We start from the raw sequence: 18456 nt of genomic DNA, 5'->3' as shown, positions 1-18456 counted from the left end.
CGCCCCCCCCAAGGCCCCCCCCCCGCCCTCCCACCGAAAGGGTCGGCCGCGGCCCCCGCCGGGGGTGGCCCGGGGCGGGGGCCGGTCGGCCGTCAGGGGCTCAGCCGAGCTTCCACTGCTGGTTGCTCTGCCCGCTGCAGGTCCACAGCTGGACGGCGGCGCCGTTCGCCGTCGACGCTCCGCTGACGTCCAGGCAGAGCCCCGACTGGACGCCGGTGACGGTGCCGTTGGCATTGCGGACCCACTGCTGGTTGGGCTGCCCGTTGCAGGGCCAGACGATCGCCCTGGTGCCGTTGGCGGTGCCCTTGGCCTCGGCGTCCAGGCACAGTTGGCTGCTGCCGGAGTACACCGTCAGCTGGCCGGAGGGCGTGGCGGTCCAGGTCTGGTTCGCCCCGCCGGAGCAGGAGTAGGTCTGGGTCCGGGTGCCGCCGGTGGTGCTGGAGCCCGGGACGTCCAGGCACTTCCCGGCGCCGACGGCGTGCAGCGGCCCGGTCGTGCTGCCGGTGCCGGTGCTGTAGCCGGCCGCGGCGATGTTGGCCTGGACGGCGTCGTCCGTGGCGTCGGACGGATAGCCGCTGACGACGGCGCCCTCGTAGAAGGTGCCCAGGCTCTGGTTGGTGTTGCCGTTGCAGCAGTCGCCGCCGCTGCCGAGGATGACGGCGCCCTGCTGCTTCATCGGGCTGTAGCCGGGCGGGAGCGCGCCGTTCCAGAGCGTGGTGAGCCCGCCGGACTGGGCGTCACCTCCCTTCAGTGCGAAGCGGGTGGTGCCGTTGTTCTTCAGCATCGCGGTGACGTAGCGGCTGGTGAAGGCCCGCTGGTTCTGGTTCCAGGACTGGCTGCCGCCGGAGTACAGGCCGTACTCCAGGTCGGCCTGCACCCACGGGCCGGTCCCGGGGCAGCCGCCGAACCAGCAACTCGTCCCGAAGTAGATGGCGTTCATGGCTCCCGCGCCGTCCGCCCTGCGGTCCGTCTCGCTGTTCCCGTAGTCGAAGCAGCAGCCGCCGTTGACGTGCGTCCCGCTGGTCACCATGTACGCGCCCTGGGGGGCGCTGCCCAGCGGCATCCCGGAGGAGGACCCGTCGTGCCAGTAGCTGTTGCCGGGGTTGATGTAGAGCGAGTACGCCTTGGCCCCGCCGAGGGCGAGGGCCTCGCTGGTGGCGCTGGCCGGGGTGTCGCTGCCGCCGGCGCCGCCGGGGCCCTGGTAGGCGAGGTCGTTCCCGTGCCCGGACTGGTCGAAGACGATCGTGACCACGCACGGGGTGCCGGCGCAGAAGGCGTCCTGGGCGGCCGCGTTGGCGACGCCCCCGGCGGCGACGGGGGCGATGTTCTGCGTCCGGCCGTCCGAGGCCCGGCGGACCTGGTAGAGCGCTCCGCCGTACGCCGCGTAGAGGGCGCGGGTGGTGGAGTGCGCGGCGACGCAGGGCGTGCCGCCCGCCGCGTAGAGGTCGCAGGGGCCGGTGGTGGCGGCCTGCGCGGTGCCGGCGAGTCCTCCGGTGCCGGTCACGGTGCCGACGACCAGCAGGACGGTGGCGAACATGCGGACCAGCGTGCGGAGTCGGGCACGGGGCGGGGGTGCGGACGTCGGGTGGTCCGGACAGCGGCTGTCAGGCACGGGGGCTCCCTGCGGCTCGTCGGGTGGGCGTGGGGCGTGGGGCGTGGTGGACGGCGGCGGGCCCGGGATGCGCGCCGGGCCGCCGCCGCGGGGGCTTCACAGGGCCCACTGCTGGTTGCTCTGGCCGTTGCAGGTCCACAGGTCGATCAGGGCGCCGTTGGCGGTGGACCTGCCGGTGACGTCGAGGCAGAGTCCGGACTGGACGCTGGTGATCGTGCCGTCGGTGTTCACCCGCCACTGCTGGTTCACCTGGTTGTTGCAGGTCCAGATGATCGCCTTGGTGCCGGGCGCGGTCTGGTTGTCGTACGCGTCGAGGCAGAGCTGCGTGCCGCCCAGGGAGACGGTCAGCTGGTTGGCGGCGGTGTGCGTCCACTGCTGGTTGGCCTGGTTGTTGCAGTCCCAGATCTGCACCTGGGTGCCCGCGGTGGTGGTCGAGTTCGGCACGTCCAGGCACTTGCCCGCGCCCGCGGCGCGCACCGGTCCGCTGGTGGCCGTTCCGCCGCCGGTGCCGCCGCTGACCCGGAGCATGGTGGTGCCGTGGGCCGGGACGGTGGCGCTGATGGTGCCCGTGGTGGTCGAGGTGGCGCCGGTCCACAGGTCGGTGAGGCCGTAGCTCGCCGCCCCGGTCTTGCCGATCGCGGCGGCGGAGGTGGTGATGGTGGCGGTCGAGCCGGTCTCGTTGAACAGGACCACGGAGACGTCGCCGTTGGCCAGCGGCTTGGCCAGCACGTCGAGGCCGTTGCCGGCGGAGACCATGGTGCCCTGCCTGCCCAGCGGGTCCTGGTCCACGGCGATCACCCGGGTGTTGGTGAGCGTGGCGAGGGTGTTCGCGCCGGCCGAGGCGATGTTGGTGCCGGCGATCAGCGGCGCGGCCATCTCGGACCAGAGGCTGAACTCCGTGCGGCTCTCGGTGTCGCTGAGGGAGCCGTTGCCGACCTCCAGCATGTCCGGGTCGTTCCAGTGGCCCGGGCCGGCGTAGGGGGCCAGCTGCACGTTGGCGTGGAAGATCGACAGCATGCTGGAGTAGCTGGCGTTGATGTCACCGGTGGTGCGCCAGCTGTTGCCGGTGCCCGCGCCCCAGGTCCACACGTTGTCCTCGCCCCAGTTGCACAGGCTGAACAGGATGGGCCGTCCCGTCGCGGCCAGCGCGTCGCGCATCGTGGCGTAGCGGGTCTGGGCGGGCGCCTTGGTGCCGTTGGGGCAGGAGTTCAGCGCGCAGCCCGGCCCGGCGTAGCAGTTGTCGTACTTCAGGTAGTCCACGCCCCAGGCGGCGAAGGACTGGGCGTCGGTGGTCTCGTGCCCGAGGCTGCCGGGGAAGCCGGCGCAGGTCTGCAGTCCGGCGTCCTCGTAGATGCCCAGCTTCAGGCCCAGCGAGTGGACGTAGTCGGCGGTGCCCTTGATCCCGTCCGGGAACTTGGCCGGGTCGGGGACGAGGCGTCCGTCGGCGCCCCGGGAGTGGGTCATCCAGCAGTCGTCGATGTTGACGTAGGTGTACCCGGCGCTCTGCATGCCGTTGTTGTGCATGGCCAGCGCCGTGGTCTTGATCAGCGACTCGGAGACGTTGCAGCCGTAGGCGTTCCAGTCGTTGAAGCCCATCTGCGGGGTGGCGGCCAGGCCGTTGCCCAGGGCGGCGGCGGCAGGCGTGGCGGCGGCGGGCGCGGCCGCGCCCGGGGTGAGCAGCGGGATCACCAGCGCCAGGAGCAGGGCCGGGAGCAGGTGCGCGAGTGCCCTGCGCGGGCGGGATCGCGCCGCTCGCGGTAAGACGTGTCGGTTCGGGTGGAGCACGGGGTCGCCTCCTGGCGTGAGTGGTGGGACGCGCGCGACCCGCGGGTGCGCGCGCCGGGAGCGTGGTGGGAGCGTGGTGGGGTCCGTCGCCCTGCGGGCGCGGCGGACGCGTTCCGGGGGAGGAATTCGGCGCCCTGCGGACGGGATTCCTCCGGGGATTTCCCGACGCGCCGCGGGACGGCGCGGTCCGCCGCACCCGAATTCACCGGGCGGCCCGCCGGAAAGGCCAGGGAATGCGCCCGGACATCGAATTCCGGACCGGCCGCGGCCCCGATCGGGTTCCGGCCGGAAGCCCGGTCGCCCGCTTCCTGCCGTCATTCGACGGCGGGGGTCGCGTGAAAGTTTCCGCCACCGCCGCCCGTACTCCGCAGGTGGGCGCGTGTCTCCTGCGGCCCCCGGCGGTCGGCCCCTGGCCGCGCGGCAGCTCCGACGATTATTGTTAGCGCTAACAATTTATGCGGGAAGATCACCCTTTCCGAATGTCCTGGGCGGTGGCGGTTAAGAGCGTCCAGCACCCCGCACCCCGTGTCAACCCTTCTTGCGAAAACACCGCCACCGGAAGTCATCGCACCCCACACGATTCCCGCGCTGGATTTCACCGCGCCGAATCTCGGGAAGTCGCGCACCGCCCCGGACGGGTGGCTCCGGGCGGAGGGAGCCTGCACACGGCGGTGGCACCGCCTGAGCGGCCGTGCGACCCGCTGGAAGATCGCCCGCTCGACCACGGCCCCGGCCTTTCGGGTTCCAGACGGTGCAGCGCTTGTCCGAAAGATGATCGTCCGGTTGATCGGACCGCCCTTGAGCTGCGTCTTCACCGAGGCACCTTATCGCTTCCGGTCGAAATTGGTCTCGACCATTGCCTCGTCTTCGCTTTCGGGAAATGCTCCTCGACGAAACGCGGGAGATCAGGATCCTGCGCTCGTCACCGAGAGGGAGACCCATGTCGCTTCGCAAGATGTTCTCCGCCGTTGCCGTGGCCGGCGTCGTGGCCGGCAGTGCCTTGATCGCGGCCCCGGGCGCCCAGGCGGCCACCTACACCTACATCGGCGTGTACCCGACCGCTGCCGCCTGCACTGCGGCCGGCCAGGCGTACGTGAACAGCCAGCAGGCCGTCGCCTACTTCTGTGACACCACCACCCCGACCGGCCCGGCCCGGCTCTCCGTGGTTCTGCGCTGAACCACGGAGCCCGCGCGGGCCGCCCAGCCCGCGCGGGCCGCCCCGCGCGCAGCAGCCGGTCGCGGGCGGCGCGGGAGGAACCGGTGATGGGGACGGCGTCACGGCCTGCCGGGCGCAGCCGTTCGATCGCGGCGGCAGCCCTGAGACCTTCCGAACGCCCGTCATGCCCTCGCGGCCCGCAACCACCTCGCCGTCCCGCGCCCGGGGGGGGGGGGGGGGGGAGCACCTGCGGCCCGGCGGCGGCCGCGGGGGCGGGTCCGATCGGGTGAAGGGACAATGGATGCACGCGGTGGCAGGACAGCCGCCCGCCGCCCGTCCGCCGAGGCCGTGCTGGAGCCGCCCGTGAGCCGTCGCCGTCCCCCGTCCCACCCCGCCGGTGCGCACGAACTGCTGGGCACGCTCGGTGAGCTCACCGCCCGGGCGTTGGAGCACGCCGAGCGGCAGCGGGCCCGCGTCGAACTCGCCATGGCGCTGCAGCGCGATCTGCTCCCGGCCGCGCTGCCGAGCCTGCCCGGGCTGCGGACCGCCGCCCGGTACGCGCCCGCGCGCCACGGCCTGGACATCGGCGGCGACTGGTACGACGGCTTCCGGCTGCCGGACGGGACGCTCGGGCTGACCATCGGCGACGTGCAGGGCCACGACGTCGAGGCGGCCGTGTTCATGGGCCAGGTCCGGATCGGCCTGCGGGCGCTGGCCACTGCGGCGAGCGACCCCGGCGAGGTGCTGGCCCGGACCAACGAACTGCTGCTGTCCCTGCCCGACGGCCTCTTCGCCACCTGCTGCTTCCTGCGCTTCGACCCCGCCACCCACGAACTGTCCGTCGCCCGGGCCGGCCACGTCCCGGCGATCTGGGCCACCGCCGACGGCCGCTCCGGGATCGAGGACACCGAGAACGCCGACGAGGTGGGGCTGCCGCTCGGCATCGAACCCGGCGAGGTGTACCCGGTGACGCGGCGGCGCCTGTCGGGAACGGAAGCGGTCGTCCTGGTGACCGACGGCGTGGTGGAGGGGCCCGCGTTCTCGCTCGACACCGGGCTGGAGCACGTCCTGCGGCGGGTGCGCGCGGGGGTGGGCGCCGAGCCCGGGGAGCTGGCCGGCCGGGTGCTGGAGGTCGCCGACCTCACCGGTCACCAGGACGACGCCGCCGTCCTGGTGCTCTGCCACGACGGACCGTGACGGCGCCCGGCAGCGGTGGGTGACCGCGGCGGATCCGACCGTCCCGGCCGCCTCCCGGGCGGGTCCCGGCCGCCTCCCGGGCGTGTCACGGCCGGGGCCGGCCGGCGGCGTGCGATGAGATGGCTGCTGTGCTGCGCAACGCGAAGGCCGGAGAGACCGCGGTGGCCGGCTTGTCCATGCTCGGCGTCGCGCTCGTGTACTGGGCGGGGGGCCGGCTGGGCCTGTTGACGCAGGTCGTCGTGGGCGGCGTCCACGTCACCCCGCTGTGGCCGCCGACCGGCGTCGCCGTGGCCGGCCTGCTGCTGCTCGGCCTGCGCGTGTGGCCCGGGATCGCGCTCGGCACCCTGCTGGTCATCGCGGGGTTCGGAGCGATCACGCCCGCCTCCTTCGGCATCGCGGCGGGCAACACGCTCGCCCCGGTGGTGGCCGTCCTGCTGCTGGCCCGGGTGGGTTTCCGGGTCGAGCTCGACCGGCTGCGGGACGGTGTGGCGCTGGTCTTCCTGGGGGCGCTCGCCTCCACGCTGGTCAGTGCGACCGCCGCCTGCCTGCTCCTGGTGTCCGAGGGCGCGCTGGCCCCGCACCAGTTCTGGCCCGCCTGGACGGCGTGGTGGACGGGTGACGCGATGGGCGTGCTGGTGATCACCCCCCTGCTGCTGGCGGTGCGCGCGGCCCGGATGCCCCGCGACGTACCGCCGCGCCGCTGGGCGGAGGCCCTCGGCCTGCTGGCGGTCACCCTCGTCACCGTGCTCGCGGCGACCCGCAGCCCGCTCTCCCTGCTCTTCCTGGTCCTGCCGGTGGTGATGTGGGCGGCGCTGCGCTTCCAGTTGCTCGGCGCCGCGCCGTGCGTCCTGGTGGTGTCCGTCTTCGCCGTTCCCGCCGCCGTCGATCGGGTCGGCCCGTTCGCCGACCACGGCCTGCTCGCCGTGATGGTCCAGTTGCAGGCCCTCAACGGCGTCGCCGCCCTGACCGGACTGCTGCTCGCCGCCGTCACCACCGAACGCGAGAACACCCTCGACACCATCGAGCAGGCGTGCGTCGCCCTCGCCGAAGTGGTGAACCGCCTCGCCCCGGGCGAGGCCGACGGCCCCTGGCCGCCCCCCGCCGACCGTCGGCGCTCCGACTGACGGACGACCGCCGTACGAGCGCCGGGCGAGCGCCGTCCGGCCCGCCCCGGCGGTCCCCGCGTCGAACACCAGGTCCACCCGCGGACCGCTGCCGCCCTCCCGCCGGTCGACGAGAACACCGGGCCGTGATCGATGGTGGTCCCCGGCGGTGGCGGACCTCCGGGGTCGCGCGGTTTCGCGGCCCCGGGGGCGCGGCGACGACCATCGGCCTGGTACGGAACGTGCTGGAGGGGCGTCAAGACTTCCTGTGGTCGACTTCTTGAGGTGATTGCGGCCAACTGCGCCCGTTCTGCGGCGGGCCCGGTGAGGGATCGCGATGATTCTGCTGACTCCACGGGGCGACTCCGCTGCCGCTGCCCGCCGGAGGAAGCCTCCGCCCCGGTTACCGCCGCGGTGGTGGGCGACGCGTGCGCCGTGCCGACAGGAAGTCGAGCCCGTGGGCGCGGTGCGCGATGTGAGGAGTACTGCCAGAGCTCAGCCGTCCCGGGCCGACCGGCCCGCGGTGGCCGAGTGGCGCGACCGTACGGCCGCCGGTCCCCGGGTCCTCCGGACCCGCCGTCGGCTACGGACCGATGGAGGGAAGTCCCTTGCCTTCTGCACCTGCCCGCACCCGCCGCCCCCTCTCCCGCTGGGGGCGCCGCCTGGTCTCCTGCGCCACGGGCGGCGCCCTGGCGCTCACCGGAGTGGTGGCGCTGAGCGCGTCCGCGCACGCCGCGACCGGCCCGCTCGCCTACGTGGCCAACCTCGGCGGCAACACCGTCTCGGTGGTCGACACCAGCACCAACGCCGTCACCGCCACCGTCACGGTCGGCAGCAGTCCCGCCAACGTGGCGCTCTCCCCCGCCGGAACCCGGGCGTACGTCACCGACTTCGGGGGCAACGCCGTCTCGGTGTTCGACACGGCGACCAACGCGGTGACCGCGACCGTCCCCGTCGGCAGCAGCCCGCTCACGGTGGCACTGACCCCGTCCGGGGCCTTCGCGTACGTCACGAACAACGGTGCCGACACGGTCTCGGTCATCGACACCGCGACCAACACGGTCACCGCCACCGTCACGGTCGGGAGCGGCCCCAACGGGGTGGCGGTGAACCCGTCGGGCACCACCGCGTACGTCACGAACAACTACACGAACACGGTCTCGGCCATCGACACCGCGACCAACACGGTCACCGCGACCGTTCCGGTCAGCAGCAACCCCTCGGGCGTGGCCGTCAGCCCCACGGGGGCCTTCGCGTACGTCACGAACAACGGCACGAACACGGTCTCGGTCATCGACACCGCGACGGCGACGGTCACCGCCACCGTCACGGTCGGGACCGCGCCCAACGGCGTGTCGTTCAACGCGGCCGGCACCCGGGCCTACGTCGCCGACAACGGCAGCGCCACCGTCTCCGTGGTCGACACCGCGACCGGCACCGTCACCGCGACCGTCCCGGTCGGCAACCACCCGGCGCAGGCCAGGATCAACCCGTCCGGCACGGCCGTCTACGTCACCAACCAGTCGGACGACACGGTCTCGGTGATCGACACCGCCACCAACACGGTCACCGCGACGATCACCGGGTTCACCGGCCCCTACGGCACGGCCTTCACGCCCGCGCCGCAGACGTCGGACGTCGCCGTCACCCTCACCGCCCAGCCGCGCCTGGGCCTCCTGGTGCCCTACCTCGGCTACACCCTCACCGCCCGCAACACCGGCCCCGGCACCCTCACCTCGGCCACCCTCACCGCCACCCTCCCGACGGGCGCCTCCGCCACCAGCCTGACCACCGGATGCACCTCCGCGGCCGGCACGGTGACCTGCGCCTACGGCCCGATCGCCGCCGGCACGAGCGTGAGCAAGACCTTCCGCGTCCCGCTGAGCCTGCTGACGCTCGGCCCGGTCACCGTCACCGGCACGCGGACCGCCTCCGCGCCCCTCGACCCCAACCCGGCCAACGACACCGCGGCCGTCACCTGCACCGCCCTCTCCGTCGTCCTCGTCACCTGCCCCTGACGCCCCGCACCGGGTCGAGCAGGCCCTCCGGCCGACGCTCCCGTGCCTACTGGTGAAGTCGTTCTCGGGCCCGCCGGCCCCCTCGTCCAGGTACGACGGCCCGGGCCCGGCCGGCCCGACCCAGCCCGCGTCCGCCTGCGGCGGGACGACGTACCCCAGGTACTGGAGGCTGTACAGCACGTTCATCGCGCAGTGCTTGGCGCCGTCCTCGTTCCCGGTGACCAGACAGCCGCCGACCCGGCCGTAGTAGGCGTACCGGCCGTGCTCGTCGAGGACGGACGAGCAGGAGCACAGCCGCTCGATCACCCGCTTCATCACGGAGGAGTTGTCACCGAGCCAGACCGGCGGAACACCCTGGCACCGCAGCTGACCTGCGGCGAAGACAGCCGGACCTTCATGGCTCTTCAGGAGCGCGCGCGTTCCCGGAAGCTCCTGCGCACAACAGCCGCGCCCGGGGGCGCGCGAGTGCGGCAGTGCGCCGCTCGGGCGCGTACGCGCCACCTCAGCAGCCACGGTGGGCACCACGATGCACACCCGTCCCGGCCCCCTTGGACGCGCGGCCGGGACGCGCACACGATGGAAAGCCTTCCAGGGCCCGGCTCGTGCGGCCCTGTTGTCGGAGCCCCGGGCGCCCGCTGTTCCAGCCGTCCAACCCGCCGCTCCCCCCGGACGGCCCCTCGGCCGCTCCCCCTCCCGTAGCTCGGCCGCCGCGCCCCCGCGGCGCGGCCGATCGGAGAACCCTCATGCTCCGTCAACCTCTCCGCGCCCCGCTCGCCCGTCCCGCCGCCCTGCTGCTCGCCGCCGTCCTGGCCGTCTTCGGCCTCGCCGCCCCCGCTCCGGCCGCCACCCCGGCGACCAGTGGCGACACCTTCCCCAACGGCACGATCTCGGCGGCGTACTCCGACACCGACCTCCCGGCCGGCGACGCGTTCACCGTCGCCGTCACCTTCACCAACACCAGCGCCACGACGCAGGGCTTCGCGTACAGCTTCTCGGCCAGGGACGGCAACGACACCGGCCTCTTCGTCCTCGACTCCTGCGACCCGGCGTCGGCGTGCGACACCCCCACCAGCAGCGCCGTCCGCGTCCGGCCCGGCGACCTCGCGGCCGGCACCAGCGCGACCGTGACCGTCAGCGCGCACGTGAACCCGGCCGCGGCGGCCGGCACCTACGACGTCTTCCAGTCCGGGACGGTCGGCACCTCCTCCCGCAAGGACTTCTCCCCCGACCTCGCCTTCACCGTCCGGCCCCCGGTCGCCGCCGACCTGTCCGTGGCCCTGGCCGCGACGGCCGGACCGCTGCTCTCCTCGCAGATCACCTACACCGCGACCGTCACCAACAACGGCCCCGGCACGGCCACCGCCTCCACCACCACCGTCGCCCTGCCCACCCAGACCACCTCGGTCACCGGCCTCCCCGCCACCTGCACCTACAACGCCACCACCCGCACCGCCACCTGCACCACCGGAGCCCTCGCCAACGGCGCCTCCACCACCGCCTCCTTCACCGCCAACCTCGGCCTCCTCTCCCTCGGCACGCTCACCGCGACCGCGACCCGCGCCACCTCCACCCCCGCCGACCCCAACCCCGTCAACGACACCGCCACCCGCTCCTGCACCGTCCTCACCGGCCTGATCATCACCTGCCCGTGAGAGCACCGCCCGGCGCCCTGCCCGCGCCAGGGCGCCGGGCGCCCGCGGAACCCGTGCCCACCCTCCGCGCCCCGCCACCCCGTCCCCCTCCCGAGGAGAGCCCCACGATGCGCATCCGCACCCTCGCGGCCGCCGCGAGCGCCCTGACGCTGCTCGCCACCGCCCTCGCCACCGCCGCACCCGCCCAGGCCGCCAACGACCTCCTGCTGTGCACGGGGTCGGTCACCGTCCACTACGACCCGCCCCTGGGCGCCCTCCCCCGGCAGACCTCCCAGAGCGTCACCGAGAACCTCGGCACCTCCGGCGGCGGCAGCTGCACCGGGCCCTTCACCTCCGGCACCGCCCACACCGTCTTCGACCAGCAGGTCAGCTGCCTGCTCCAGGGGCTCGGCGACACCCTGGTGCAGAACGTGGTGACCTACCACTGGCAGAACGGGCAGAGCAGCACCATCACCTACCCCGTCACCGTCGTCGAGCACGCCGCCGGCCAGGAGATCGTCACCTCCGTCGGCACCGTCACCGCCGGCTACGGCCTGGGCTCCGCCTCCACCCGCGTCGCCGTCTACCCCAGCCTCGACCTCCTGAGCTGCCTCGGCTCCACCATCACCCAGCAGTCGGGCCTGCTGACCCTCACCCTCACCTGACGCACCCGCGCAGGGCCTCACCGGCACCCGCCCGGCAGACGGGGCGGCCGGCCCCGGGCGCTCGGCCACAAAGGGTCTGTCAAGGAGTCGTAAGAGTCGTATAAAGTCACTCGCGGTGTGCCGGGAAGCCTGGTCGGCGAGCAAGGGGACAGCCCTCTTGTTCCCCAGCCGATCCGGGGGTTCCCTCCGTGGTGCTCGTCGCCGTTTTCGGGGCCGCGCTGCTCGTCGCGGTCCTGCTGTCGGGCCTGGCCGCCCGCACCGTGCTGTCCACCTCGCTGCTGTTCCTCGCCGCCGGCGCTCTGGTCGGCGACGGCCTCCTCGGGCTGATCCACGTCACCCCGAACAGCCCGGTCGTCGCGGCGACGGCGGACCTGGCGCTGTTCGCGGTGCTGTTCACCGACGGCATGCACGTCGCCCTCCCCGCGCTGCGCGCCGCCTGGCGCAACCCCGCCCGCGCGCTGGGGCTGGGGATGCCGCTGGCGTTCGCCGGCATGGCGCTGGTCGCACATCTGCTGGTCGGACTGGACTGGACGACCTCGTTCCTGGTGGGCGCGGTCCTCGCCCCGACCGACCCGGTGTTCGCCTCGGCGATCGTCGGGCGCAGGGAAGTCCCGGCGCGGTTGCGGCAGTTGCTGAACGTCGAGTCCGGGCTGCACGACGGACTGGCGCTGCCGGTGGTGCTGGTGCTGATCGCCGCGGCCGGCCCCGCCTCGTCCCGTTTCGAGGCGTCACTGCCGACCATCGGCCTGGAACTCGTCGGCGGCCTGTCCTGGGGCGGGTACGCGGCCGTGGCACTGGCGATCGTGCTGATCCGTCCCGCCTCGCTGCTGCTCTCCCTGATCCGCTCCCGCATCGACCGGCGCGAGCAACTGGTGGCGGCCTGGTTCGGCCCGAAGGGCTTCGCCTCCGTCGTCTACGGGCTGCTCGTGCTGCTCGTGCTGCAGGCCGGAATCCCGCAGGGCGAGCGGGCCCACACCCTGATCGCGGTGTGCATCGCCGCCTCGATCGTCGTGCACTCCAGCACCGACGTTCCCGTCGCCCGACTCTTCCACGTCGACCGACCCGAGCCCGGAGCCGTCCCGCTCCCGGCACGACCCCGCACCCGCACCCTCACCCCGGAGGCGCCCGATGCGCGCGCGTGACCTCGCCGAACCGTTCCCCACCGTCGGCCTCGACGACCAGGCCCTGGACGCCGCCCGGCTGCTGGCCGAGCACCGCCTCCCCGGTGTGCTGCTCGGCGTCATCACCGCCTCGAACCTGCTGAACCGACTCCTGGGGGACGCGTGAACGACTGGCACGCCTGGGCGGCCCTGGCGGTCTTCGCCGCCGCCTACGTCCTGATCATCACCGAGTGGGTCCACCGCGTCGCCGCCGCGCTCGGCGGCGCCGCCGCGATGCTCGCCCTCGGCGCCACCGACGACGAGGCCGCGTTCTTCTCCACCGACTCCGGCATCGACTGGAACGTCATCTTCCTGCTCGCCGGCATGATGATGATCGTCGGCGTCCTCAAGCGCACCGGCCTGTTCGAGTACCTGGCCATCTGGTCCGTCAAACGCGCCCGCGCCCAACCCTTCCGCGTGATGGCCATGCTGGTGGTCATCACCGCCGCCGCCTCCGCGCTGCTCGACAACGTCACCACCGTGCTCCTGGTCGCCCCGGTCACCCTCCTGGTGTGCGAGCGCCTGGGATTGAGGGCCGCGCCGTTCCTGATCGCCGAGGTCTTCGCCTCCAACATCGGCGGCACCGCCACCCTGGTCGGCGACCCGCCCAACATCATCATCGCCAGCCGCGGCGGCCTGACCTTCAACGACTTCCTCGTCCACCTCACCCCGCTCGCGATCGTCCTGACCGCCGTCCTGCTGGCGATGTGCCGCTTCCTCTTCCGCGAGCACTTCACCTACGACGGAGAGCGCGCCGCCGAGGTCATGGCCCTCAACGAGCGCGAGGCGATCCACGACCGCCGCCTGCTCGCCCAGGGTCTCGCCGTCCTGGTCCTGGTCATCGCCGGATTCGTGCTGCACCCCGTCGTCCACTACGCCCCGTCCGTGGTCGCCCTGCTCGGCGCCGGGATCCTCGTCGCCGTCTCCGAGTCCGAGGTCAAGGACGTCCTCGCCGAGGTCGAGTGGCCCACCCTCGCCTTCTTCGCCGGCCTGTTCGTCATGGTCGGCGCCCTCATCGAGACCGGCGTCATCGAAACCGTCTCCGAGGCCCTGGCCGACGCCACCGGCGGCAGCCCGCTCGGCGCCGTCATGCTCCTGCTCGTCGCCTCCGCCGTCCTGTCCGGCGTCGTCGACAACATCCCCTACGTGGCCACCATGGCCCCCATCACCGCCGACCTCGCCCACACCGTCGGCCAGCCCTACGGCGCCGTCCTGTGGTGGGCCCTCGCCCTGGGTGCCGACCTCGGCGGCAACGCCACCGCCATCGGCGCCTCCGCCAACGTCGTCGTCCTCGGCATCGCCGAACGCAACCGGCAGCCCATCAGCTTCTGGACCTTCACCCGCTACGGCGTCCCCGTCACCGCCGCCACCATCGCCGTCTCCGCCCTCTACCTCTGGCTGCGCCACTTCGCCCTCGCCTGACCACCCGCCGGGCGGCCGGGCGCGAGGTGCCGGGGCCCGCTCACCAGCCGAGCGGTTCGGGCTGCCGGTGGGGGGCCGCGGGTTCGGCTCCGGCCTCGGCGAAGGCGCGCAGGGCCTGGACGAGTCCGGTGCGCTGGCGGGCGGGCATGGCCTGGACGATGCGGCGGATCTCCTCGCGGCGGCGTTCGGTGGCTCCCGCGACGGTGCGGGCGCCCTGTTCGGTGAGGGCGGCGCGGACCTCGCGCCGGTCCTCGGGGCGGGTGTCGCGCACGACCATGCCGGCGGCGGCGAGGCGCTCCAGCATGCGCATCGCGGTGGACGGGTTGACGGCGAGGTGCTCGGCCAGGCGCGAGAGGCTCATCGCGCCCCTGGAGTGGAGCAGGACGAGCATGCGGAACTGGGGGAGCGTCAGCGACTCGGCCACCTCGCCGAGCGAGCGCGCGGAGATGGCGACCAGGACCCGGGAGGCGGTCAGGACCGCGGTGACCAGGTCCTCTTCGAGGCCCCCCTGGTTCGGGACGTCGGGTGTTGATGGCGAGTGATCGTCCGGCATGGGTCCTTTCTACATCCTGCGCCCCGGCGCGCGGGGCCCGGAGTGCGCCCTGGCGCCCTGGCGCCCTGCGACGATCCGGCTCTCTGGGTGCCGGGTCCGGCGCACCCGGCATTTTCTTTGCATAATGCAACGGTCTTCCTGGCGTCGGCCGTCCACCCGCACGGGTGCTCCACCGGTCGCGCTCTCGGGGACCGGGCGTCCCCCTGGAGCGACATCCCCGCCGCTCACCGCCGGGGGGCCACCCACGCGGCGGGCGTGCCCGCGGGGAGGTCGCAGCCCCCGCCGGGCCCGTCCGCCGCAGACGTCCCGGACTCCCCTCACTGCTGGAGCGGTGCGACGCGGCCGGGGTCGCGGTGCTGATCGCCACCCGCCGCCACCTCGCCTCCCGGGGCGGCGAACTGCGCCTGGTCCTGCCCGCACCGGGCACCGCGGTGCGCTCGGCGCTGTCCGCCTTCGGCGCGCACCAGGTGTTCGACGTCCACCCGACCGCGGAAGCCGCCGCCTCGGACGCCCGACCGGCCACTCCCGTCCAGCGCCGCGCCGCGCGCGAGCACCGCGCCCGGGCCTCCGCGCCGGGCGCCGTACCCCGCCAGCGCGGCTGAACGGCCGCGCCCTCAGGCCGGCTCGTCAGGCCGGCTCGTCCGGTCGGCGGCGCAGCAGCATCATCGCGGCGTCGTCCTTGAGCGGCCCCGCCGCGTAGGCGGCGACGTCGCGGCGCAGCGCTTCCAGCGCGCCGTCCGGGTCGTCGACCGCCAGCAGGCCGGCCCGTTCCAGCAGCGGGTAGAACTCGCCGGCGCGGTCGCGGGTCTCGGTGACGCCGTCGGTGTAGAGCAGCAGTTGGTCGCCGGATCCGAGGTGCAGCCCGTGGGCCTCGGGGCCGGCGGGGCCGAGGGCGGCGAGACCGAGCGGCGGGGCGCACTGCCCGGGTTCGGCCCACTGCGCCCGGCCGTCGGCGCGCACGACCAGCGGTGGCGGGTGGCCGTGGTTGAGGAGGGTGACGGTGCCGTCGGCGGTGATCTCGGCGAGGATCGCGCTGACGAACTCCTCGCCTTCCAGGCGCCGGTCGAGGGCGCGTTCGATCCGGGCGCCGACGGCTTCCAGGGTCGGTTCCTCCGGTGCGGCCTCGCGGAAGGCGCCGAGCACGACGGCAGCGGTCTCCACCGCTTCGAGTCCCTTGCCCTGCACGTCGCCGACCACGACCCGGGTGGTGCCCACCGCGGTCGGCACCACCTCGTACAGGTCGCCGCCGATGCGGGCCTCGGCGGCGGCGCTGGTGTAGGAGACGGCCAGCGTCCACGGTCCGGCCGTCAAGGTGGGTACGGGGCGCAGCAGGACCCGCTGGGCGGCCTCGGCGACCGAGCGGACGTCGGCGAGTTCGCGCTCGGCCCGGCGGCGCAGCGCGGCGGCGAGGGACGCGGCCGCGGTGGCGCCGGCGACCGAGGCGAGGGCGACGGTGGCCCGCCTGCCGCCGAACATGCCGTCGTAGCAGGCGGCGGCCGTGCACAGCGCGAAGGCCAGCGCGCCGACCAGCAGGGCGCGCCGGACGGTACCGCTGACGCAGGCGAAGGCCGGGCCGATGGAGAACAGGGCGAGGTAGCCGACCTCCGGGCCCGCGGAGACCTCGACCGCGGCGACGGCGGCCATCGCGGCGAACGGCAGTACGGGCAGCAGCAGGTCCACTCCGGTTCCGCGGGGCTGCATGGTCCCCCTTTCCGGCGGCAGGGTTCGCCGCCACCGCTACTTTTGCACTATGCAAAGTGACTGCACAAGGCCCGTCTCCGGTTCCCGTGCGCCAGTGACGACCGGGCCGAAGGACTCGGCGGCGAAGTCGCGCAGGACCAGCCCCATCGCGAAGAACACCCCCGCCGGGCGGGGCGTTGAACGTCGTGGCGACGCCGCCCGCCCCGCCGGGCGAGCGGATCGCCCTGCGCCACCCGCGCACCGCCCGCCGCCCGATGCGCGTGTGCGGCCTGGAGCCCGCGTCACCGGAGGCAGCTCGCAGACGGGCCTCCGGTGGCACCCCCGGCCGAGTCGGAGCACCTCCCGACCGGGCACCTGACGGGTCGGTGGATCGACGCGCGGTCAGTTCAGGGTGGCGGCCAGGGCCGCGCCGGCTTCGGCGGTGGCGGCGGGGACTTCGGTCCGCCAGGCGGGGTCGCGGACGACGGCCTGCCAGGCGGCCGTGGTGAGCGGAGGGGCGGGGCGGTCGGCCAGGCCGGACGGGTGCTCCGGCGACGGGGCCGGACCGTTGCCCACGACGAGGTCGACGGACGTCCCGTCGGCCCGCTCCAGGCGAACCTTCCTGAAGTAGTAGCCCCCCTCGGGGCCTACACCGGTGACGGCGCTGAACACGGTCCCCGAGGCATCGGTGGTGCTGGTGCAGCCGGTCGGTTCGGCTCCCCCGGGGCGGGTGCCGTGGTCGGTCAGGTCCACCTGGTCGCAGTTCCACGACATGCCCTTCGGATCGGGAGGGCTCATCACGACGTAGATGTGCGCGGCGCCCCGGCCGTCGTCGTACTCCACCGTGAAGTCGGTCGCGGCTGCCCGGGTCCACTCGAACGGGCCCGGCCGGAACTTGCTGAGCTTCCCACCGGGGGGCAGCAGGTCGGCCAGGATCTTGAGCATCGCCTCGGCGGTGACCGGCACTGTCACCGGCGCCGTCACCGGACTGGGCGCCACGACGGTCGTGGTGGCGGTGGTGGCGGCGGTGGACGGCGTGCCGGCCGTGGTGGCGGCGGGCGGCGTGCCGATGACCGTCGGGCCGGCGACCGGACGGGGCATCACCACCGCGCCCGCGGTGGCCAGGGCGACCACCACCGCGGTGGCACCGGCGATCCGCAGACGCCGACGGCGGCGGCGGATCCGGTGCCCCTGTGCTTCCGCCTCGGCGACGATGGCGCCGACCGGCGAGGCGAGGCCGTCGACGCTCTCGCCGAGCAGGCGGCTCAGATCGTGCTCAAGGTCCATGGCCTGGTTCCTCGTTGTCGGCTCGGGGGGGGATGGTCGGTCGGTCAGCGGTGGAAGAGGGACTCGCGGTCCTCGCCCAGGATCTCCCGCAGCTTGGCCAGCGAACGGAAGTTGAGGCTCTTCACGGCACCGGGGGAGATGCCGAGCATGTCGGCCACGGCCTCGATGCTGTGGTCCTCCAGGTAGCGCAGCACCACCACCGCCCGGCTGCGGGGCGGAAGTTGCTTCAGGGCGGCGACCATGACCAGTCGCAGCTCGCCGCCGTCGTTCGGCGTGGACGCCTGCTCCGGCAGGTCGGTGGTGACGATCTCGGACGACTTCCGCAGCCGCTTCTGCGAGAGGTAGTTGCGCAGCAGCACCTTCCGGGCGTAGGCGTCGATCGTGGGCCCGTCGTCACCGCCGCCACGCCGCAGTCGGCTCCAGACCGAGAACATCTTCGCCAGCGTGGTCTGCACCAGGTCCTGGGCCTGGTGCCAGTCCCCGCACATCAGGTAGGCGACTTGGAAGAGCCGGTGGGCACGGCTGCTCGCGAACTGCTCGAACTCGAGCCCCTGCTCCATGCCGTCGCCCCCCGTGCCCCGTGCCGTACCGATGTCGCCAGTACCACGCGTCGGCGGCCCGCCGGGTTACGCGCGCGAAGCAACTTTTTGATCACAGCGCACCGGCGCCCGCGGGCACGGCCACGCCGGCCGCCACCGGCGCTCTCGTGGTTCCCTCGGGGCCCATGGCTCTCAGCTGCCGGTCCTATCCGGATTCCGCCCCCGGGGCCGGGTCCGGATCCCGCGGAAGCCGGGGCGCGGTGCGTCGTGGTCCGGCGGCCAGCGAACGGTCGATCTCGTTGATGGTCCTGGCCTCTTCGGCCAGGCGGGCCTTGGCGGCGGCGACCTCCGCGAGCAGGCGGGCGGCCACCCGGTCGGCGTCCTCGCCTCCGTCGGGTGCCCCGGGGTCCGTGGGAGTGCGCTCCACGCCACCGCTCCTCGCAGTTTCGACTTCACCGGGCGGCTCCCCGCCCGCGGGGAGCGCGGAGCTGGATCTTCGGCTTCCGGGGTGGTCGGGCACGGCCCTGGGGAGGCGCGCCCGACCACCCGCGACGCATTTTATTGCACAGTGCAAATATTGGACAAGTCCGACCCGCCCGGACGCGGCACCCCGAACGCACCGGCCCTCACCTGACGGGATGGATCCGC

The 18456-nt window shown here is 73.8% G+C and carries 17 protein-coding genes and 1 pseudogene; 10 read left to right on the top strand and 8 right to left on the bottom strand.

What is annotated here, in order from left to right; all coding sequences use genetic code 11:
• Positions 1-100: 100 nt before the first annotated feature.
• Both ABD345_RS29315 and ABD345_RS29310 read right to left on the bottom strand, forming a co-directional pair.
• The gene (locus ABD345_RS29315; RefSeq protein ID WP_344556403.1) at positions 101-1537 is read right to left on the bottom strand and encodes an arabinofuranosidase catalytic domain-containing protein; all 1437 of its coding nucleotides are present in this window, start codon (positions 1535-1537) and stop codon (positions 101-103) included.
• A 171-nt stretch (positions 1538-1708) separates the two neighbouring features.
• A complete protein-coding gene (locus ABD345_RS29310) occupies positions 1709-3304 on the bottom strand; it encodes a glycoside hydrolase family 27 protein (protein ID WP_425556883.1) in 1596 nt (531 codons plus the stop codon).
• Between the two features lie 1033 nt (positions 3305-4337).
• Here ABD345_RS29310 and ABD345_RS29305 point away from each other — a divergent pair.
• The 4 genes from ABD345_RS29305 to ABD345_RS29290 all read left to right on the top strand — a co-directional run bounded on the left by ABD345_RS29305 (position 4338) and on the right by ABD345_RS29290 (position 8871).
• Entirely contained in the window at positions 4338-4574 is a 237-nt protein-coding gene (locus tag ABD345_RS29305) for a hypothetical protein (protein ID WP_344556399.1), read from the top strand.
• Between the two features lie 342 nt (positions 4575-4916).
• The gene (locus tag ABD345_RS29300; protein WP_344556397.1) at positions 4917-5750 is read left to right on the top strand and encodes a PP2C family protein-serine/threonine phosphatase; all 834 of its coding nucleotides are present in this window, start codon (positions 4917-4919) and stop codon (positions 5748-5750) included.
• Positions 5751-5878: 128 nt separating this feature from the next.
• The gene (locus tag ABD345_RS29295) at positions 5879-6874 is read left to right on the top strand and encodes an MASE1 domain-containing protein (protein ID WP_425556882.1); all 996 of its coding nucleotides are present in this window, start codon (positions 5879-5881) and stop codon (positions 6872-6874) included.
• A 587-nt stretch (positions 6875-7461) separates the two neighbouring features.
• On the top strand, positions 7462-8871 hold the full coding sequence (locus ABD345_RS29290; protein ID WP_344556393.1) for a beta-propeller fold lactonase family protein: 1410 nt from the start codon (positions 7462-7464) through the stop codon (positions 8869-8871).
• 42 nt (positions 8872-8913) lie between these two features.
• Here ABD345_RS29290 and ABD345_RS29285 read toward each other — a convergent pair.
• Positions 8914-9216, bottom strand: a pseudogene (locus ABD345_RS29285) (flavodoxin family protein); the annotation flags it as partial.
• A 398-nt stretch (positions 9217-9614) separates the two neighbouring features.
• On the opposite strand from ABD345_RS29285, the gene ABD345_RS29280 reads away from it, so the two are divergent.
• The 5 genes from ABD345_RS29280 (at position 9615) to ABD345_RS29260 (ending at position 13749) form a co-directional block, all read left to right on the top strand.
• Positions 9615-10523, top strand: a complete 909-nt coding sequence (locus tag ABD345_RS29280) for a COG1361 family protein (RefSeq protein ID WP_344556391.1) — start codon at positions 9615-9617, stop codon at positions 10521-10523.
• A gap of 107 nt (positions 10524-10630) precedes the next feature.
• A complete protein-coding gene (locus ABD345_RS29275) occupies positions 10631-11167 on the top strand; it encodes a hypothetical protein (protein ID WP_344556389.1) in 537 nt (178 codons plus the stop codon).
• 191 nt (positions 11168-11358) lie between these two features.
• Positions 11359-12309 (top strand): cation:proton antiporter domain-containing protein, encoded by a 951-nt coding sequence (locus ABD345_RS29270; RefSeq protein WP_425556881.1) that lies wholly within the window; start codon positions 11359-11361, stop codon positions 12307-12309.
• Positions 12296-12454 (top strand): CBS domain-containing protein, encoded by a 159-nt coding sequence (locus tag ABD345_RS29265; protein WP_344556384.1) that lies wholly within the window; start codon positions 12296-12298, stop codon positions 12452-12454. Before ABD345_RS29270 ends, ABD345_RS29265 begins: the two co-directional genes overlap by 14 nt.
• On the top strand, positions 12451-13749 hold the full coding sequence (locus ABD345_RS29260; protein WP_344556382.1) for an ArsB/NhaD family transporter: 1299 nt from the start codon (positions 12451-12453) through the stop codon (positions 13747-13749). Before ABD345_RS29265 ends, ABD345_RS29260 begins: the two co-directional genes overlap by 4 nt.
• Positions 13750-13789: 40 nt before the next feature.
• On the opposite strand, the gene ABD345_RS29255 is transcribed toward ABD345_RS29260, so the two are convergent.
• A complete protein-coding gene (locus ABD345_RS29255; RefSeq protein ID WP_344556380.1) occupies positions 13790-14302 on the bottom strand; it encodes a MarR family winged helix-turn-helix transcriptional regulator in 513 nt (170 codons plus the stop codon).
• A gap of 353 nt (positions 14303-14655) precedes the next feature.
• On the opposite strand from ABD345_RS29255, the gene ABD345_RS29250 reads away from it, so the two are divergent.
• The gene (locus ABD345_RS29250; RefSeq protein WP_344556378.1) at positions 14656-14904 is read left to right on the top strand and encodes an STAS domain-containing protein; all 249 of its coding nucleotides are present in this window, start codon (positions 14656-14658) and stop codon (positions 14902-14904) included.
• Between the two features lie 25 nt (positions 14905-14929).
• Here the strand turns inward: ABD345_RS29250 and ABD345_RS29245 are convergent, their stop codons facing one another.
• The 4 genes from ABD345_RS29245 to ABD345_RS29230 all read right to left on the bottom strand — a co-directional run bounded on the left by ABD345_RS29245 (position 14930) and on the right by ABD345_RS29230 (position 18235).
• Positions 14930-16003, bottom strand: coding sequence for a PP2C family protein-serine/threonine phosphatase (locus ABD345_RS29245; protein WP_344556376.1), 1074 nt, complete (start codon positions 16001-16003; stop codon positions 14930-14932).
• A gap of 381 nt (positions 16004-16384) precedes the next feature.
• Complete coding sequence (locus ABD345_RS29240; protein ID WP_344556374.1) at positions 16385-17269, bottom strand: hypothetical protein; 885 nt, start codon at positions 17267-17269, stop codon at positions 16385-16387.
• Positions 17270-17313: 44 nt separating this feature from the next.
• Positions 17314-17829 carry a SigE family RNA polymerase sigma factor gene (locus tag ABD345_RS29235; protein ID WP_344556372.1) on the bottom strand — a complete coding sequence of 172 codons (516 nt, stop codon included), beginning with the start codon at positions 17827-17829 and terminating at the stop codon, positions 17314-17316.
• Between the two features lie 184 nt (positions 17830-18013).
• On the bottom strand, positions 18014-18235 hold the full coding sequence (locus tag ABD345_RS29230; RefSeq protein WP_344556370.1) for a hypothetical protein: 222 nt from the start codon (positions 18233-18235) through the stop codon (positions 18014-18016).
• Positions 18236-18456 lie beyond the last annotated feature (221 nt).

It is taken from the genome of Kitasatospora saccharophila, assembly GCF_039529925.1.
In the GTDB taxonomy this organism is placed as follows: domain Bacteria; phylum Actinomycetota; class Actinomycetes; order Streptomycetales; family Streptomycetaceae; genus Kitasatospora; species Kitasatospora saccharophila.
Note: the sequence above shows the minus strand (reverse complement) of the source record. Positions and strands in the feature narration are given on the sequence as shown.